This is a genomic window from Pseudomonas sp. NY15435, from assembly GCF_048068295.1.
In the GTDB taxonomy this organism is placed as follows: domain Bacteria; phylum Pseudomonadota; class Gammaproteobacteria; order Pseudomonadales; family Pseudomonadaceae; genus Pseudomonas.
Genome location: NZ_JBLUQA010000002.1, coordinates 415,500 through 430,474, shown reverse-complemented (window position 1 = coordinate 430,474; position 14,975 = coordinate 415,500). Strand labels below are relative to the sequence as shown.

15 protein-coding genes are annotated in these 14,975 nt (G+C 65.7%); 4 read left to right on the top strand and 11 right to left on the bottom strand.

Going from position 1 to position 14,975, the window contains the following annotated elements:
- Positions 1-70 precede the first annotated feature (70 nt).
- A complete protein-coding gene (locus tag ACNFH5_RS06130; RefSeq protein ID WP_416744790.1) occupies positions 71-844 on the top strand; it encodes an enoyl-CoA hydratase-related protein in 774 nt (257 codons plus the stop codon).
- A gap of 451 nt (positions 845-1,295) precedes the next feature.
- Here ACNFH5_RS06130 and pyk read toward each other — a convergent pair whose 3' ends face one another.
- The 3 genes from pyk to ACNFH5_RS06115 all read right to left on the bottom strand — a co-directional run bounded on the left by pyk (position 1,296) and on the right by ACNFH5_RS06115 (position 4,677).
- Positions 1,296-2,747 (bottom strand): pyruvate kinase, encoded by a 1,452-nt coding sequence (gene pyk / locus ACNFH5_RS06125; RefSeq protein ID WP_205337346.1) that lies wholly within the window; start codon positions 2,745-2,747, stop codon positions 1,296-1,298.
- 106 nt (positions 2,748-2,853) lie between these two features.
- Entirely contained in the window at positions 2,854-3,762 is a 909-nt protein-coding gene (locus tag ACNFH5_RS06120; RefSeq protein WP_416744789.1) for a universal stress protein, read from the bottom strand.
- Positions 3,763-3,864: 102 nt separating this feature from the next.
- Positions 3,865-4,677: an outer membrane assembly lipoprotein YfiO gene (locus tag ACNFH5_RS06115; protein ID WP_416744788.1), complete on the bottom strand. Its 813-nt coding sequence runs from the start codon at positions 4,675-4,677 to the stop codon at positions 3,865-3,867.
- A 99-nt stretch (positions 4,678-4,776) separates the two neighbouring features.
- Here ACNFH5_RS06115 and ACNFH5_RS06110 point away from each other — a divergent pair, with 99 nt between their 5' ends.
- The 3 genes from ACNFH5_RS06110 (at position 4,777) to ACNFH5_RS06100 (ending at position 6,074) form a co-directional block, all read left to right on the top strand.
- Positions 4,777-5,145: a tetratricopeptide repeat protein gene (locus tag ACNFH5_RS06110; RefSeq protein ID WP_416744787.1), complete on the top strand. Its 369-nt coding sequence runs from the start codon at positions 4,777-4,779 to the stop codon at positions 5,143-5,145.
- An 86-nt stretch (positions 5,146-5,231) separates the two neighbouring features.
- Positions 5,232-5,654 carry a DUF4124 domain-containing protein gene (locus ACNFH5_RS06105; protein ID WP_416744786.1) on the top strand — a complete coding sequence of 141 codons (423 nt, stop codon included), beginning with the start codon at positions 5,232-5,234 and terminating at the stop codon, positions 5,652-5,654.
- A gap of 60 nt (positions 5,655-5,714) precedes the next feature.
- Positions 5,715-6,074 carry a PilZ domain-containing protein gene (locus ACNFH5_RS06100; protein ID WP_138522220.1) on the top strand — a complete coding sequence of 120 codons (360 nt, stop codon included), beginning with the start codon at positions 5,715-5,717 and terminating at the stop codon, positions 6,072-6,074.
- 135 nt (positions 6,075-6,209) lie between these two features.
- Here the strand turns inward: ACNFH5_RS06100 and ACNFH5_RS06095 are convergent, their stop codons facing one another.
- From ACNFH5_RS06095 to ACNFH5_RS06060, 8 genes are all read right to left on the bottom strand, one after another.
- Complete coding sequence (locus ACNFH5_RS06095) at positions 6,210-7,538, bottom strand: DUF58 domain-containing protein (RefSeq protein ID WP_416744785.1); 1,329 nt, start codon at positions 7,536-7,538, stop codon at positions 6,210-6,212.
- Positions 7,535-8,545: an AAA family ATPase gene (locus ACNFH5_RS06090; protein WP_416744784.1), complete on the bottom strand. Its 1,011-nt coding sequence runs from the start codon at positions 8,543-8,545 to the stop codon at positions 7,535-7,537. Before ACNFH5_RS06090 ends, ACNFH5_RS06095 begins: the two co-directional genes overlap by 4 nt.
- On the bottom strand, positions 8,542-9,831 hold the full coding sequence (locus ACNFH5_RS06085) for a DUF4350 domain-containing protein (RefSeq protein WP_416744783.1): 1,290 nt from the start codon (positions 9,829-9,831) through the stop codon (positions 8,542-8,544). Before ACNFH5_RS06085 ends, ACNFH5_RS06090 begins: the two co-directional genes overlap by 4 nt.
- Positions 9,828-11,423, bottom strand: coding sequence for a DUF4129 domain-containing protein (locus ACNFH5_RS06080; protein ID WP_416744782.1), 1,596 nt, complete (start codon positions 11,421-11,423; stop codon positions 9,828-9,830). The genes ACNFH5_RS06085 and ACNFH5_RS06080 overlap by 4 nt, the downstream gene beginning before the upstream one ends.
- Positions 11,410-12,396, bottom strand: a complete 987-nt coding sequence (locus ACNFH5_RS06075) for a stage II sporulation protein M (RefSeq protein ID WP_416744781.1) — start codon at positions 12,394-12,396, stop codon at positions 11,410-11,412. The genes ACNFH5_RS06080 and ACNFH5_RS06075 overlap by 14 nt, the downstream gene beginning before the upstream one ends.
- Positions 12,393-13,082: an RDD family protein gene (locus ACNFH5_RS06070; RefSeq protein ID WP_416744961.1), complete on the bottom strand. Its 690-nt coding sequence runs from the start codon at positions 13,080-13,082 to the stop codon at positions 12,393-12,395. Before ACNFH5_RS06070 ends, ACNFH5_RS06075 begins: the two co-directional genes overlap by 4 nt.
- Before the next feature lie 136 nt (positions 13,083-13,218).
- A complete protein-coding gene (locus ACNFH5_RS06065; protein ID WP_416744780.1) occupies positions 13,219-13,986 on the bottom strand; it encodes a hypothetical protein in 768 nt (255 codons plus the stop codon).
- Positions 13,987-14,133: 147 nt separating this feature from the next.
- Complete coding sequence (locus tag ACNFH5_RS06060) at positions 14,134-14,949, bottom strand: hypothetical protein (protein WP_416744779.1); 816 nt, start codon at positions 14,947-14,949, stop codon at positions 14,134-14,136.
- Positions 14,950-14,975: the final 26 nt, after the last annotated feature.

Here is a 14,975-nt window from a genome sequence, read left to right as displayed (position 1 = left end):
GCGTTAGCTCGCGAGGTGTTGAACGGGCTCTGAAACGGTCTTCTCACATCAATAAGAACAAGGAATTGCCATGAGCGAACAGATTCTGCTCGAGCGCGAAGAGGGCTTGCTGACCCTGCGCCTGAACCGTCCGGACAAGATGAACGCGCTGACCCGCACGATGTATGCCGGTCTCGCCGACGCCCTGGAAGCGGCGCAGGAGGATCGTTCCGTGCGTGTGGTGCTGATCACCGGCAACGCCGAGTGCTTCACCAGCGGCAATGACATCGTCGACTTCCTCCAGGAGCCGCCGAGCGGCCCGGACAGTGCGGTGTTCCGCTTCATGCGCGCGCTGATGGAGTTCAGCAAGCCGGTGGTCGCCGCCGTCGCTGGTCCGGCCGTGGGCATCGGCACCACCCTGCTGCTGCATTGCGACCAGGTGTTCATCGCCAAGGGCGCCAAGCTGAAGATGCCCTTCGTCAACCTGGGCCTGTGCCCTGAATTCGGTTCCAGCTTCCTGGTGCCGCGCCTGGTCGGCCCGGTGAAGGCTTCCAGCCTGTTGCTGCGCGGCGAAGGTTTTACCGGCGAGCAGGCCGTGGCCTACGGGATTGCCAATGAGGCACTGGAAGACGGAGCGGCTGCGCTGGAGCGTGCCCGCGAGGTCTGCCAAGCGTTCCAGCAACTGCCACCGGCTGCCGTGGCGCTGAGCAAGCGCCTGCTGAAAGCGCCTTTCATCGAGGAACTGCGCCGCGTGGTGGCGGAGGAGGGCCAGCACTTCGTGCAGCGCCTGCATTCGCCGGAAGCCCACGAAGCGCTAAGCGCCTTTACCCAGCGTCGCCAGCCGGACTTCTCGAAGTTCCTGTAAGCGCTGCCTGTCGGCGTACAACCGCGAACGGTTGTACGCCCTACGGATTGGCATCGGTGCCTTTGGTCAGGATGTTCGCGAGCAAGCTCGCTCCTACAGGGAACACCAGCCGGCTCCCGATGGCGTAGGAGCGGACTTTGTCCGCGATAGGTCTGCATCACCCGGAAAGTTTGCCCACACAATCTGTGGAACGCGCTGTGGATAACCTCTGGTGCAACCGCTGCAGGCCAGGAGCGGCGCTGGATAGCACAGGTTGAGCAAAGTTTGATCAGCCTGCTGAAGCCCCCGGCGGCCGATTTTTTCGTAGGAGCGAGCTTGCTCGCGAACCGCGTGACGCCGGTGCTGCCGGGATATGGTTCGCGAGCAAGCTCGCTCCTACAGGTACCGCTCTTCCTCTTCAGCACAAATGAAAAAGCCGCCCTAAGGCGGCTTTTTCATTGGCAAGGCAGGATCACACCAGCAGATCACCCACGTGCAGCACCTTCATGGTGTTGGTGCCGCCCTGGGCGGTGTAGCTGTCGCCCTTGGTCAGGATCACCCAGTCACCCTTGGTCACCACGCCACGCTGCAGCAGCGCGTCGACGGCTTCCTGGCTGACACGCTCCGGCGGCAGGGCAGCAGGGTCGAAGGGGATGGTCTCCACGCCACGGAACAGCGCCACGCGGGCCTGGGTTTCGCGGTGCGGGGAGTAGGCGAAGATCGGTACCGAGGAACGGATGCGCGACATGATCAGCGGGGTGTAGCCGCTTTCGGTCAGGCAGATGATCGCCTTGATGCCCGGGAAGTGGTTGGCGGTGTACATGGCCGCCAGGGCGATACTCTCGTCGCAGCGCTCGAAGGTCTGGCCGATACGGTGGCTGGACTTCTTGGTGGTCGGGTGCTTCTCGGCGCCGGCGCAGATGCGCGCCATGGCCTTGACCGCTTCCACCGGGTATTCGCCAGCGGCGGATTCGGCCGAGAGCATCACGGCGTCGGTGTAGTCGAGCACGGCGTTGGCCACGTCGGAGACTTCCGCGCGGGTCGGCATCGGGTTGTGGATCATCGACTCCATCATCTGGGTCGCGGTGATCACCGCCTTGTTGTAGCGGCGTGCGTGCAGAATGATCTTCTTCTGGATGCCTACCAGCTCGGCATCGCCGATTTCCACGCCGAGGTCGCCACGGGCCACCATCACGGCGTCACTGGCGCGGATCAGGCCGTCGAGTGCTTCGTCGTCGGCCACGGCTTCGGCGCGTTCGATCTTGGCCACCAGCCAGGCGGTGCCGCCGGCTTCGGTGAGCAGGCTGCGGGCGTATTCCATGTCCTTGGCGTCACGCGGGAAGGACACGGCGACGTAGTCCAGGTCCATGCTCGCGGCCAGCTTGATGTCGGCCTTGTCCTTCTCGGTCAGGGCCGGCGCGGTGAGGCCGCCGCCACGGCGGTTGATGCCCTTGTGGTCGGACAGCGGCCCGCCGATCAGCACTTCGCAGACCAGTTCGTCCGCCTTCACTTCCTTGACCACCATGACCACACGGCCGTCGTCCAGCAGCAGCTCGTCGCCAATGCCGCAGTCCTTCACCAGGTCCGGGTAGTCGATGCCGACCACTTGCTGGTTGCCTTCGGTGCGCGGATGGCTGGTGGAGAAGCGGAAGGTGTCGCCGACTGCCAGCTCGATGCGCTTGTTGGCGAACTTGGCGATGCGAATCTTCGGACCCTGCAGGTCGCCCAGCAGCGCTACGAAGCGACCGTGCTTGGCGGCGATGTCGCGCACCAGCTGGGCGCGGGCGCGGTGTTCGTCGGGAGTGCCGTGGGAGAAGTTCAGACGGGCGACGTCGATCCCGGCGAGGATCAGCTGTTCCAGGACTTCGGGGGAATTACTGGCTGGGCCGAGGGTGGCGACGATCTTGGTGCGGCGAAGGGACATGCGGGACTCCTAGGGGAAAGCAGCGGTCAGGCCGCCGCCGGAGCGGGTCCGGAGCGGCCAGGGCGCCATCTTACTCTCTTTCAGGTGACTCTTTCAGGTCGCTCTATCAGGGGCCCGGCCTGATCACCAGCAGATCACATTCGACGTCCTCGAAGACCCGCTCGGCGGTCTGACCGATCAGTGCGTTGTCCAGCTGTCCGCGGGCGACAGCGCCCATCAGCAGCAGGTCGATGCCGTGCTCCTTCACATAGGTGGGGATAACTTCCTCGGCAAAGCCCTGGCCCAGATGAGTACGTGCGCGGTCGATCTGTGGATAACCAGCCAGCAGGGCGTCGAAGGCTTTGCGGTGATGCGCTTCGGTACGCAGCACGTAGTTATCGTAGTCGGCCAGCAGTTCCGCGTTGAAGGCCAGGGTGTGCGGCAGTGCCATGTAGGCGTGCAGATAATGGTCATCCAGGTGCAGGCGCTGCCCCAGCTCGCGCGCCACCGTGATCAGCCGATGGTCCAGAGCGGCCGGGGTATCGCCGGCGTGCAGCGGATCGACGGCGACGCACAGGTTCTTCCCGGCCCATTCGCCGTGCTGCACCAGCCACAGTGGCTGCGGGCAATGGCGAATCAGTTGCCAGTCGTTGTTGGTGAGGAACAGGCGCTTGAGCAGATTGTGGTGATGCGCGGACTTGAGTACCAGGTCGGGCGCGGACTGTTCGCAATGGAGCACGACCTGGTGGTGCAGGGATTTGCCCCAGCGTACCTGGCAGTGCACGTCGATACCGGCCTCGCGTAGCGGCGCAGCCAGTTGCTGAAGCCAGGCCAGGCGCTCGTCCAGCAGGTTGCGCTGGGCGGTGTCGAGGTCGCCGCGTTCCAGCAGCAGGGCATTGTCCAGCGCCGGGTTGTACTCGCAGGCCAGCAGCTCCAGGCGCGCACCGCAGCGCTGGGCGATCCAGCGGGCGCGGGTCAGGGCGGGCTGGTCGTTGCGGGTCGGGTCGATGATGACGAGCAGGTGCTGCAGCTTCATGGCGGAGTCCTCGCGCGCTCTGTGCTCATTGCAGAGCAAGCGTAGACACTGGCGCCGGCCACGCGCCTTGACGTGGCTCAGCGGTGCGCGCGGGTTTGGCCGTCAGCTGCGCGGCGAGGTCTGGTTCAGCGCGCGGTCCAGGTGACGGGCGCCCTTCTCGGCCAGTTCGCCATTGGGGAATTCGGCGATCTGGCGGCGCAGGTAGGCGATGGCCTTCTCGCGGTCCGGGTGCGGGTTGTCCGGCGCCATGTACATCAGTCCCAGCTGGTACAGCGCCTTTTCGCGGATGTCCGCCGGGATGGCCGGATCGTTGGCGCCCAGCAGGTAGAGCTGTGCGGCTTCGTCCACGCGGCCCTTGAGCACGGCGCGGCGCGACAGCAGGGTCATGTCGGGGTCGAGGGTCGGCTTGTTCAGGTCCAGGTTGTACTGTGGCTGCCAGTCGGCCAGCAACTGCTTGGCGGACTTCTGCACCGGCTCCTTGGCGCGCTGGCGGATGACCAGTTCGCGGGCGTCGGCGTGTTCGGCAGCCTTGGTGCCGGGGAATTCGCGGTCGATGCGCTGGAAGTAGTCCATCGCCTTCTGATCGTCGCGCTGGTCGTTGTAGCGGCTCATGTAGATCAGGCCGATCTGGTACAGCGCAATGGCGCGCACCTCCGGGCCGTAGCGGGTGTTGTCGTAGCCGGTGAGGTAGAGCTGCTCGGCCTCGCTGCTCTTGCCATCGCGGATGGCCTGGGCGCTGTAGGTGAGCAGGTCGCCTTCTTCCTCCACGGCGGCGGTCATGCGTTTGTTCTTGAGTTGCTTGTACTCGGCCACTTCGCCGGTGGTGATCTGGGCAACGAACAAGGGCGTGGTCGGGGCGCAGGCGGCAAGCCAGGGCAGCAGCACGGCGAACGGCAGAACGTAGGCGAAACGCATGGCAGCTCCTTTGCGCCGGGGCGAAGTCCACGTGAGTCTAGTGGCGGGCTACAGTACGGCCAAGACGGGCCGATACACTTCCCAACGGAGGATATGCCCATGCGAACCCTTTTCCTCGCGCTGCTGGCGCTGAGTGTTACCGGCTGCACCAGTTGGTCGATGAACTATCACCTGAACAATGCCTACCGCGCGTACAAGAACGGCGACTGCCAGCGTGTGCAGTTGGAGCTCTCGGAGACCGAGCGCAAGGCCCGCGCGCGGCCGTGGATCCAGCCGGAAATCTCCATGCTGCGCGGCCAGTGCCTGGAGCGCGAGAAGTTCTACGTCGACGCAGCGCAGACCTACCAGTTCATCGTCGCTCGCTATCCCACCAGTGAGTATGCTTACCGGGCCAAGGCACGCCTGGAAACGCTGCGTTTGAATGGCCGCCTGCCCAACGATCTGCGTCTCGATCCGCCCGCACCTTGACCGACGCCTGACCGACGGTCGCGGGCCGACTTGAGCGCCGCCCATAGCTGGCTAATCTCTTGAGTGCTTCATGCAAGGAGGTACGAATGCGCGCCCTGTGGCTCTGCGCCTGGTGTTTCCCCCTGCTGGCTTCGGCGGACATCTACCGCTGGACCGACGCTCAGGGAAAGGTGCACTTCAGCGAAACACCACCACCCGGGGCGCAACGTGTCGAGGTCAAGCCGCAGGTCGTCGAGCGTGACGCGGCGACCCGCGAGCGGGAAGAACGTACCCGCCGCTTCTACGACGCGCGTCGAGATGAAAGCGCTGCCGCCCAGAGCCAGGCGGCGGAGCAGCAGGCCAAGCTGGACCAGCAGTGCGAGAAGTGGCGCCATGATCTGGAATCGCTCAGTCATGGCGGGCGTTACTTCTCGCAGGACAGCAGTGGTGAAAGGACTTACTACAGCGATGCACAGCTCGACGCCGCTCGTCAGGCGCTTAGCGCACGGCTGGCGGAAGGTTGTCGTTAGGACTGGCCCTGCCGGGGCGGCATCGTCATACTGGACGATATTTCATAGCGAAACGCCATTATGCGTCATCAACGACATATCGAGCGCCATCAGCTGCCCTACTACCTGAAGGTGTTCAACAGCATCACCGACAAACCGATGGGCTACCTGGGCAACGTGTCGCTGGATGGGCTGCTGCTGATCAGCCAGTTGCCGATGCTGGTGGGTGGCCGCTTCGAAATGCGCCTGAAGATCCCCGGCCATGACGGCAAGCTGCAACTGATCGAGTTCGCCGCCACCTGCCAGTGGTGCCGCGAGGACGTCAATCCGGGCAACTACGATTCCGGCTTCAGCCTGGTGTCGCCGCCGATGGAGTACGTCGAGCTGGTCGATGCGCTGCGCCGTTATTTCAGTTTTCGCCGGCAGGTGGAGTCGGTCTGAAGCGCAGGACGCGCTGACCGATCTGCACGGTGTGGGGCGCCAGGGAGTTGGCGTCCGGTTGTGGCGCTCGGATGGAACCTGTTCAGAATCTCGCCGAGCGCATTGCGGGTAGCGCAGGCCGATTATGGACAGGCTCTACAGCGCGCCAGCTTTCTTCCAGCCTAGATAACGGCTGATCAGTTCCGGCCCCAGCTGGCTCGGCCGCGTATCGAGCACCGGCACGCCATGGGCCGCCAGCTTCTCGTGCAGGCCCGCGCGGGCGTTCAGGTAATCCACCGCGCCGCAGTACGCCAGCGCTTCCTCGAAGCCCTCCACCGGTGCCTGTCGCAGGCGGTCCAGCACCTCCTCGCGCAGGCTCGCGACCAGCACGCGGTGCTGGCGCCCTAGGCGTTTCACCGCGGCCACCAGTTCCTCGTCATCCTCGTCGCGCAGGTTGGTCACGATCACCACCAGCGCGCGGCGGCGCTGGCGCGTCAGCACCGCCTGCACGGCGGCGGGGAAGTCCGCCGGGCGCTGGCTGCTGCGCAGGTCGTAGACGCTGTTGAGCAGGGCGGTGAGCTGGGCGCTGCCCTTGGCCGGCGGCAGGTGGCGCGGTTGGTCGCCGGCGAAGGTCATCAGGCCCACGGCGTCGCCCTGGCGCAGGGCGACGTAGGCCAGCAGCAGGCTGGCGTTGAGGGCGTGGTCGAAGTGCGAGAGATCGCCGTCATGGCTACGCATGCGCCGGCCGCAGTCGAGCAGGAAGAGGATCTGCTGGTCGCGCTCGTCCTGGTATTCGCGGGCGATGGGCGTGCGCTTGCGCGCTGTGGCCTTCCAGTCGATCTGCCGCAGAGTGTCGCCGTCGCGGAATTCGCGCAGCTGGTGGAAGTCCAGCCCGAGACCACGACGTTGCCCGGCGCGTACGCCGATGCGGTTGAGCCAGTGGTCAACGGCCATCAGTTCGGCGCCATACAGGCGGGCGAAGTCCGGGTAGACGCGGGTTTCGTCGCGCTGCTCCAGGTAGCGGCGGCCCTTCCACAGGCGCAACGGGCTGGACAGCTCGATTTCGCAGCGCTGGAAGACGAAGTGCCCACGGGACAGCGGGCGCACGCGATACCCCAGCTCGGTCTGCTCGCCTGGGTGCAGCTCCACGGTCTGCGGCAAATATTCGAACTCCATGCCGGCGGGCAGGTGGTCGAACACGGTGACGCGTTGCGACTGGGCGTAGCGGTGATGGAATTGCAGGCGCACTTCGCTCCAGCGGCCCAGTGGCAGGTTGCCGCTGAGCTGGCGGCGCAGCTCGGGCGATGGCGTGCGGCGCAGCCAGAGGGCATCGGCCAGGGCCAGCAGGACCAGCGCACAGAGCGCGCCCCACCAGAGACGGCCGAGCAGCGCCGAGCCCGAGTCCAATGCCTCGGCAGCGCCCAACGCGATGGCAATAGACAGCAGGACTGCGAGCAGCGCGAGGAGCGCGCGCGATGGCTTCATACGCGCGGCGCCGGTACCTGGTCGAGCAGCTGTTGCAGCACCTGGTCCACCGACAGACCTTCGATCTCCAGCTCCGGCGACAGGCGCACACGGTGGCGCAGCACGGCCAGGGCGCTGCCTTTGACGTCGTCGGGGATCACGAAGTCGCCGCTGCGCAGCAGGGCGCGGGCGCGGGCGCAACGTACCAGGGCGATGGACGCGCGGGGACCTGCGCCCAGCGCCAGGCCCGGCCAGTTGCGGGTGGTGCGGGCGATGCGCACGGCATAGTCGAGCACCTGGTCATCGATGGGCAGGTCGGCGGCGATCTTCTGCAGGGCCAGCACGTCCTTGTCCTTGAGCAGGGCGCGCATCGGCGCCACGTCGAGCATGTCGCTGCGCGCCGAGCGGGCGACCTGGCGCACCAGGGTCTGTTCCTCGGCCTCCAGCGGATAGTCGATGCGCAGCTTGAGCATGAAGCGGTCGAGTTCGGCTTCGGGCAGCGGGTAGGTGCCTTCCTGCTCGATGGGGTTCTGCGTGGCCAGCACCATGAACGGTTGTGGCACCGGCAAGGCGCGGCCTTCGAGAGTGACCTGGCGCTCCTGCATCACTTCCAGCAACGCGGCCTGGGTTTTGGCCGGTGCACGGTTGATCTCGTCGGCCAGCAGCAGGTGGGTGAACACCGGGCCCTTGCGCAGCTTGAACTGCTCGGTGGCCAGGTCGTACACGGCGTGACCGGTGACGTCGCTGGGCATCAGGTCAGGGGTGAACTGGATGCGCGCGAAGCCCCCATCGAAGCAGCGGGCGAGGGCGCGCACCAGCAGCGTCTTGCCCAGGCCGGGAACGCCTTCGATGAGCACGTGGCCGCCGGCGAGCAGGGCGGTGAGCACGTCGTCGATCACGGCCTGCTGGCCGATCAGGGCCTTCTGCAATTCGTGGCGCAGCGCCTGGGCCAGCTGGCTGGCGCGCTGGCGCTGGGCGGCGGCATTGGGGGCGGTGGTGCTGGACGGTTCAGGCGTCTGTTCGCTCATAGGGCATTCCTGAGGCTTTGCAGGTGCGCGACCTGGCGGGTGAATTCGGCGACGGCCATGCGTTGTTGCGGATAGGGGCGCATGGCCTGGCTGATGGCGCTGGCCGACATGCGCGTCATGCGGCCCAGAGCTTGCCATTGTTCGGCGACCGGCAGGCGGTCGAAGCCGGGCTGGCGCTGCCGCGCCCGGCGCATCACGTCACGTTGCAGCCCCTGCAGCAGGGCGAGCTGGCCGCGCTGGCGGAGGGTGAAGTCGGCGCCGGCGCGCAGGTGTTCCTCCAGTTGCCGGCGGCTGCGGTCTGGGTTGGGTTGCAGCGGGCCCTGGCGCAGGCCGTTGCGCCAGAGCACCAGCACCAGCAGCAGGACGGCGGCCAACAATGCTTGCGGGAAATAGCGCATCAGCAGGGTAATCAGGCTGGTGCCATCGGCGCGATAGACCAGGGTGACGGCGCTGTCCTGGGTCAGGTACCACAGCAGCCAGGCGTTGTCGTAGGAATCGAGCTCGGCGTTCTGCCAGATCCAGTTGTCGGTGAGCACGGTGATCAGCCCCTGGCCCTGCTGCAGTTGCAACAGATGGGTGGCGTCGGCGCTGTTGGCCCAGGCGTAGGCTAGGTTCTTCGAGTCGAACAGGTGGTAGTCGGTGTCGAAACCGAAGTAGGCCGGGGCCTTCTCGTTTTCCAGGTAGAGCTTGGTCAGGTCCGGGTAGGGATCGGCCTCTGCGGCGACGTTGTCGCTGGCGCTGGAGGCCTGGTCCGGGTGTTCTTCTTCCACTTCCGGTTTGGCAGTGTCGTCCTGCGCCTGCTCTTGGGACGCATCTGCCGATTTCTCGTCGGCCGGCGCGGATTTCTCATCCTCCTTGTCCTTCAGATCGGAGGTGAGGAATTGCTGCACGCCCAGTTGATCCAGCAGCGCGTCGCCGCTCTTGCCTTCGTCTTCGTCCCACAGGCTTTCGGCGGTGACGATGAGGTGGCCGCCGCGGTTGGCCCAGGCCAGCAGGCGGGCGTTCTGGGTCGGCGTGACGTTCTCGCGGGTGCCCAGCAGGATCAGGGTCTGGCCCTTGCTCGGCAGCTGGTCCAGCACCTCCATGCCGCGGGCGGTGGTGACGCGGATGCCGCGGCCGCGCAGGTACATTTCCGCAGCGAGATAGGGATTGGCGCGGGCTTCGGGCGAGGCGCCGTGCTCGACCGTCTCGGTGTAGGGCTCGAGGTTGCGATACAGGTAATAGCCGATGCCGCCGAACACCAGCAGGACGAGCACCACCAGCAGGGCGAGGTTGCCGCGCTTCATGCCCGCACCTCGTTGCCGAACAGGTGGCGCCATTCGCTGCACAGTTGCTGCTTGAGTTCAGCATGTGGCGCGCGATGACCATAGGCGAGCGCCTGCCACTGCTGGGTCAGGCTGCGGGCGAAGTTATCCAGCGGCGGGTCATTGAGGTCGGCCACGCGCACCAGGACTTCGCCTTCGGTGGTCGATTCGCGCAGCGGCACGCGGAAGTCATGCAGCAGGCGGCTGAGCAGGGCGCGGTAGAGCAGGCCGAGCGCGGCGCGGGGCTGTTCGTCCCACAGGCGTTCGGCTTCGCTGGCGACGTCGCTGGGCAGGGTTTCCGGCGCCAGATCGAGCCCGAACAGCACGCTGGGGGCTTCGCGGCGCGGCGCCTGCGGCAGGCCGATGCGCCCGACGAACAGTCGCAGCCATTCGCGGTAGCGCCAGATGACCAGGGCGATGATGGTGAACAGAATCCCCCAGAGCAGCACTTCGATGCCTTGCGCGGCGAACTTGAAGGCCTTCCAGTTTTCCAGTGCCTCGAAGAAGCTCTTCAGCCGTTTGGCCTCGTCCGGGTCGGCCTGCTTCGGGTCTTTCCTGTCTTCATGCAGACGCCAGCTGGTGACCTTCTCGCTGTTCTTGAAGGGCGGCGCGGTGAGGATTTTTTCCGCAGCGCTGCGCGAGTCTTCGCTGTTGAGTTTCTGTTGCGTGAGCCGCGCGCCCTGTGGGCCGTCGGGGTTCTGGTCGGGCAGCGGGCAACTGTGGCTGACGCCACTGGGCGTTGCGGCGCCGGCTGCCAGCGCGTCATTGGCCGGCAGCAACGCGAGGGCGCCGGCCACGACCAGCAGCAGGGCGTAGGCGCTGCCGATCAGGCGCTGGCGCAGGCGGCGGAACACCAGCTCGATGTCCCAGGCTTCCAGCTCGGTGCGGCGGTTGAGGTAGAGGGTGAAGCCGCAGGCGACGTACACCGGCTCCCAGACGATCAGCAGCAGCGCGTAGATCAGGTTGCTGACGTGCTCCAGCCACGCCCAGTCGCCCTGCGCCACGCTGATCAGCGACTGCCATTTCCAGTCGTCCACCCACTGCTGCGGCAGCATCAGGTACATCAGCGCGGAAAATCCCAGCCAGAGTGCCAGTTCGAAATGCATGCCGACGATGGTCAGCCAGGTAGCGCCGCCGGCATTGCGCTGGCCGAGCACCACCAGGCGCTGGCTGCGCGCCTGGCCCTTGAGCCCTTCGAGTTGCAGTACCGGCAGGTCGAAGCTGCGCGTCGGGCTAAGTCGGCGCCAGAGCAGGCTGGGCAGCAATTGCGACTTGAGCAGGCTGGGGAAGGCCTGCAGTGCTTCCTTGAGCGTCGGCGTATCGCCGAACAGCGAGCGCGACAGGATGTACAGCGGCAGGCGTTCGAAGGCGGGCTTGAGCCACCAGAAGATCAGCACTGCCCAACTGGAGTAGTTCCACAGCAGCACGGAAAGCAGCACGAACACCGGCAGGGTGACGATCGCCCAGCTGGCCATCAGCACGCCGGCGTGGCGCCGCGCGAGCAGGATGCCCAGGTCCAGCGCCTCCCAGGCGCTGCGCGGACGGATGGCGACGCTGGCATCAGTCAGGCGCATGACGACCCCGTCCGGCAAACAGGAAATAGCCGCCCACCAGTAGCCACAGGCAGGCGCCGACAATGTACTTCACGGTCGCCGAGAACTGCGTCATGGACGACCAGTAGCCCTCGACGAAGGCGGCGATCAGCAGCATCAGGATCACCCCGCCGATCAGCTGCACGGCGCGGCTGGCAGCCTGGCGCAGGGCTTCCAGGCGGCTCAGGCGGCCGGGGGAGAGCAACGCCCAGCCGAGCTTGAGGCCAGCGGCACCGGCGAAGGTGATGGCAGTCAGTTCGAAGGCGCCGTGACCGATGACGAAGGACCAGAAGGTCTCGATGTAGCCGACCTGGGTCAGGTGGCCGGCTACCGTGCCGATCACCACGCCGTTGAACAGCAGGAAGAACAGGGTGCCGACGCAGAAAAGCAGGCCGCTGGCGAAGGTCTGAAAGGCGATGCCGATGTTGTTCATGATGTAGTGGCCGAACATCTGCCAGTCATCGCCGGCGTCGCGCGTGCTCATGGGCCCCAGGCGCGTAGTGTCCGGCGAGTACATCGATTCCATCTCGGAAACCCGTTCCGGCGCCATGACGCTGTAGACCAGGTCGGGGAAGTGGTAGACCAGTACGCCCATCAGCATCAGGCTGCCGTAGAACAGCAGGCTGGCGATGGCGATGCAGCGCCATTCCTCGCGCACCAGGCGCGGGAAGCCGGCGACCAGGAACCCGAGGATGCGGGCGCCCAGGTGGCTGCGGTGACGGTAGAACTGCTGGTGGCCGCGCATGGCGAGTTGCTGCAACTGGTCGATCAGATGGCTGCTGTAGCCGCGCTCCTGGGCCAGGGCAAGCTGCTGGCAGATGCGTCGGTAATCGGCGGCAAACTCCTCGGGCTTCTCGCTCGGTTCCTGGCGCTTGCCGTTTTCCAGTTGCTCCAGGCGCTTGGCGAAGCGCTTCCAGCTGCCCTGGTGGCGTTGTTCGAAGAAGGCCTGCTTCATGGATGGGCCGTCCCGTTGCCGAGCAGGCCGCTGGCGATGCGGTTCAGGCGTGCCTCCGCCTGTTCCGGCGTGATGCCCAGTGGTTGCGCAAGGATGCCCGCCAACTCCTCTCTGCGCGCGGCCGAAAGTTGCGTGCCGCGTTCGGCGAAGCTCATCAGGGCGCGTTGTTCTTCCAGGCTCAAGGGCCACGGGGCGAGCTCGGGCGTGGTCTCCGGCACCTGCGGGCGGCTCGGCGGTGGATCGCGATAGATCACCAGGGTGCCGGCGGCCAGATCTCCCAGGCGCTTGAACCCGGAATTGGACAGGCAACTGAGTAGCCCGAGCGTGTAGGCGAACGGCAGGATATCGGCAAAGCGCAGCAGGTTGCGCAGCAGCGACGCTGACCAGCCGATCGGCGTCCCATCGTCGTGCACCACCCGCAGGCCCATCATCTGCTTGCCGGGCGAGCGACCCTGGTTGAGCACCTCGAACAGCACCATGTACCACCAGGTCATGATGAAGGTCAGGATCAGCCCCAGCCCGGTGCCCAGTTCGCCCAGGAAAGCCAGCAGCATGAACAGCGCCACCATCAGCAGGACGCGGATGCCCAGGTCGATCAGGTAGGCGAGGGCGCGGGGAACAACGCCGGCGGGACGCAGCAGCAGGTCGATGCCTTCCGGGGTCTCCACGTGGTAGCGGGTATCCAGGACGGGCGCGTGGGAGGACGCTGGGAACGAAAGGTCTGCTGGGCTCAAGGGAAACCGCTGTCGATAACGTAGGTGCCAGATGCTAGCCAGCGCGGTGCGGCGAGGCAACCGCGCTGGCGGGCACAGGCTGATTTGATCAGTTGGCCGGCGGCAATACGCCAAAAATGGTGCGATACAGCACACCGACGCTGATGACCATCAGCGGCAGCGTCCAGATCACGCCGATGCCCAGTGGGATCATGCTGACCAGCATGATCAGGCCGAGCACCAGGAACAGGCCGAAAACCTTGAACCAGTGCTGGGAAATGGCTTTGCGCGAGGCTTCCAGCGCCTGCCAGGGGCTCAGCTTGCGCTCCACCACCAGCGGGATCGCCAGGATGTAGGCCATGCTCAGGTAGATACCCGGCAGTACCAGCAGCAACAAGCCAATGTAGATCAGCACGGTCATCAGCAGACCGGTGATCAGCAGCGGCACGAACTGGCCGAAGTGGCTGAACATCTCGTTGAAGGAGATCGGCTGGTCGGCGGCGCGGCGAATACCGAGCATGTTGATGCCGGCCATGAAGGGATAGCCCACAGTGCCGGCGAGGATGCCGACGACCATCTGCAGGACGACCGCGGTGCCGCTGGGTTCGGCGCCGGAGGCTGCGTAGCCCACGCCGAGGATCAGGCCCAGCACGAAGCTGATGGCCTGGACCACCACCATGTAGATGATGAAGCCGACGAAGATCAGGCCCTTGGCACCGCTGACGCGCTGCCAGGCCTCCTTGATCAGGTCCGTGATGGAGAAGTCGTAGCCGCGGGCCAGGGCGTCCTCGATGCTCGGCACGGTGCCGCTGGCAATCGGGTCCTGCAGGACACTGGCGGGTGGCGCGAAGGGGTTGGGAGAACTATCGGTGCTCATTTGAATGCTCCACAGGCGTTGTGTTGGGCGCCGGAGTTTGACGGGGCGGGCTAATGCCGGTCGTAGGAACGCTTCTTTAATAATTCGCGGAAATTTCTGTACTACCACTTGCTGAAGGCGGCGCACTTGGCCGCCTCCGGGGCGTCGTCACGCGTTGACGGGCAGTACGCCGAAAATGATGCGGTAGAGCACACCGATGGCGACGATCAGCCACGGCATCACCCAGATCAGCGCGATACCCAGGGTCAGGGTGCTGAGCATGAACAGCAGGCCGAACACCAGCAGCAGGCCGAAGACCTTGAACCAGTGCTGGGTAATGGCCTTGCGTGAGACCTCCATTGCCGCCCAGGGCGACAGGCCGCGCTCGACCACCAACGGGATGGCGAGCATGTAGGCGATGCTCAGGTAGATGCCCGGCAGCACGAAGAGGAAGTAGCCGATGAAGATCATGACGGTGCTCAGCAGCACGCAGACCACCACCTGGAAGGTGCGGCCGAAGTGGCTGAAGACCTCGTTGAAGCGCAACGGCTGATCGGCCGCGCGGCGGATGCCGAGCATGTTCACGCCTGCCAGCAGGGGGTAGCAAACGGCCGTGGCGATGAAGCTCAGGACAATGGAGCCGATGAAGAACGCGACCAGCGCGCCGACCGCCATGTCGCCGGCGGCTTCGCTGTCACCGAGCAGGCCCATGCCGGCAATCCCGGCGACACCGACCACGGTGAGGAACAGGCTGAGCACGTTGACGAGGGCGAAGATCGCCGCATAGAAGACCACGAAGCCGCCGATGATCAGGCCCTTGGTGCCTTTCGTGCGGCGCCAGGATTCGCCCAGCAATTCGTTGATGCTGAAGTTGTAGCCGCGGCTCAGTGCCTCGGCGACGGAGGGCACGGCGCCCTGGGCTGCGCCCGGTTCGAGGTTGCTCAGCGGAGCGCTGTAGGGATTTTGTGCAGCGATGTCTTGCATGAGGAAAGTCCTTTCCAATGGGGTGT

Bases quoted from the DNA above. Each gene is read 5' to 3' on its own strand.
- ACNFH5_RS06130 (WP_416744790.1), top strand. From the start codon at position 71: ATGAGCGAACAGATTCTGCTCGAGCGCGAAGAGGGCTTGCTGACCCTG.
- pyk (WP_205337346.1), bottom strand. From the start codon at position 2,747: ATGTCCCTTCGCCGCACCAAGATCGTCGCCACCCTCGGCCCAGCCAGT.
- ACNFH5_RS06120 (WP_416744789.1), bottom strand. From the start codon at position 3,762: ATGAAGCTGCAGCACCTGCTCGTCATCATCGACCCGACCCGCAACGAC.
- ACNFH5_RS06115 (WP_416744788.1), bottom strand. From the start codon at position 4,677: ATGCGTTTCGCCTACGTTCTGCCGTTCGCCGTGCTGCTGCCCTGGCTT.
- ACNFH5_RS06110 (WP_416744787.1), top strand. From the start codon at position 4,777: ATGCGAACCCTTTTCCTCGCGCTGCTGGCGCTGAGTGTTACCGGCTGC.
- ACNFH5_RS06105 (WP_416744786.1), top strand. From the start codon at position 5,232: ATGCGCGCCCTGTGGCTCTGCGCCTGGTGTTTCCCCCTGCTGGCTTCG.
- ACNFH5_RS06100 (WP_138522220.1), top strand. From the start codon at position 5,715: ATGCGTCATCAACGACATATCGAGCGCCATCAGCTGCCCTACTACCTG.
- ACNFH5_RS06095 (WP_416744785.1), bottom strand. From the start codon at position 7,538: ATGAAGCCATCGCGCGCGCTCCTCGCGCTGCTCGCAGTCCTGCTGTCT.
- ACNFH5_RS06090 (WP_416744784.1), bottom strand. From the start codon at position 8,545: ATGAGCGAACAGACGCCTGAACCGTCCAGCACCACCGCCCCCAATGCC.
- ACNFH5_RS06085 (WP_416744783.1), bottom strand. From the start codon at position 9,831: ATGAAGCGCGGCAACCTCGCCCTGCTGGTGGTGCTCGTCCTGCTGGTG.
- ACNFH5_RS06080 (WP_416744782.1), bottom strand. From the start codon at position 11,423: ATGCGCCTGACTGATGCCAGCGTCGCCATCCGTCCGCGCAGCGCCTGG.
- ACNFH5_RS06075 (WP_416744781.1), bottom strand. From the start codon at position 12,396: ATGAAGCAGGCCTTCTTCGAACAACGCCACCAGGGCAGCTGGAAGCGC.
- ACNFH5_RS06065 (WP_416744780.1), bottom strand. From the start codon at position 13,986: ATGAGCACCGATAGTTCTCCCAACCCCTTCGCGCCACCCGCCAGTGTC.
- ACNFH5_RS06060 (WP_416744779.1), bottom strand. From the start codon at position 14,949: ATGCAAGACATCGCTGCACAAAATCCCTACAGCGCTCCGCTGAGCAAC.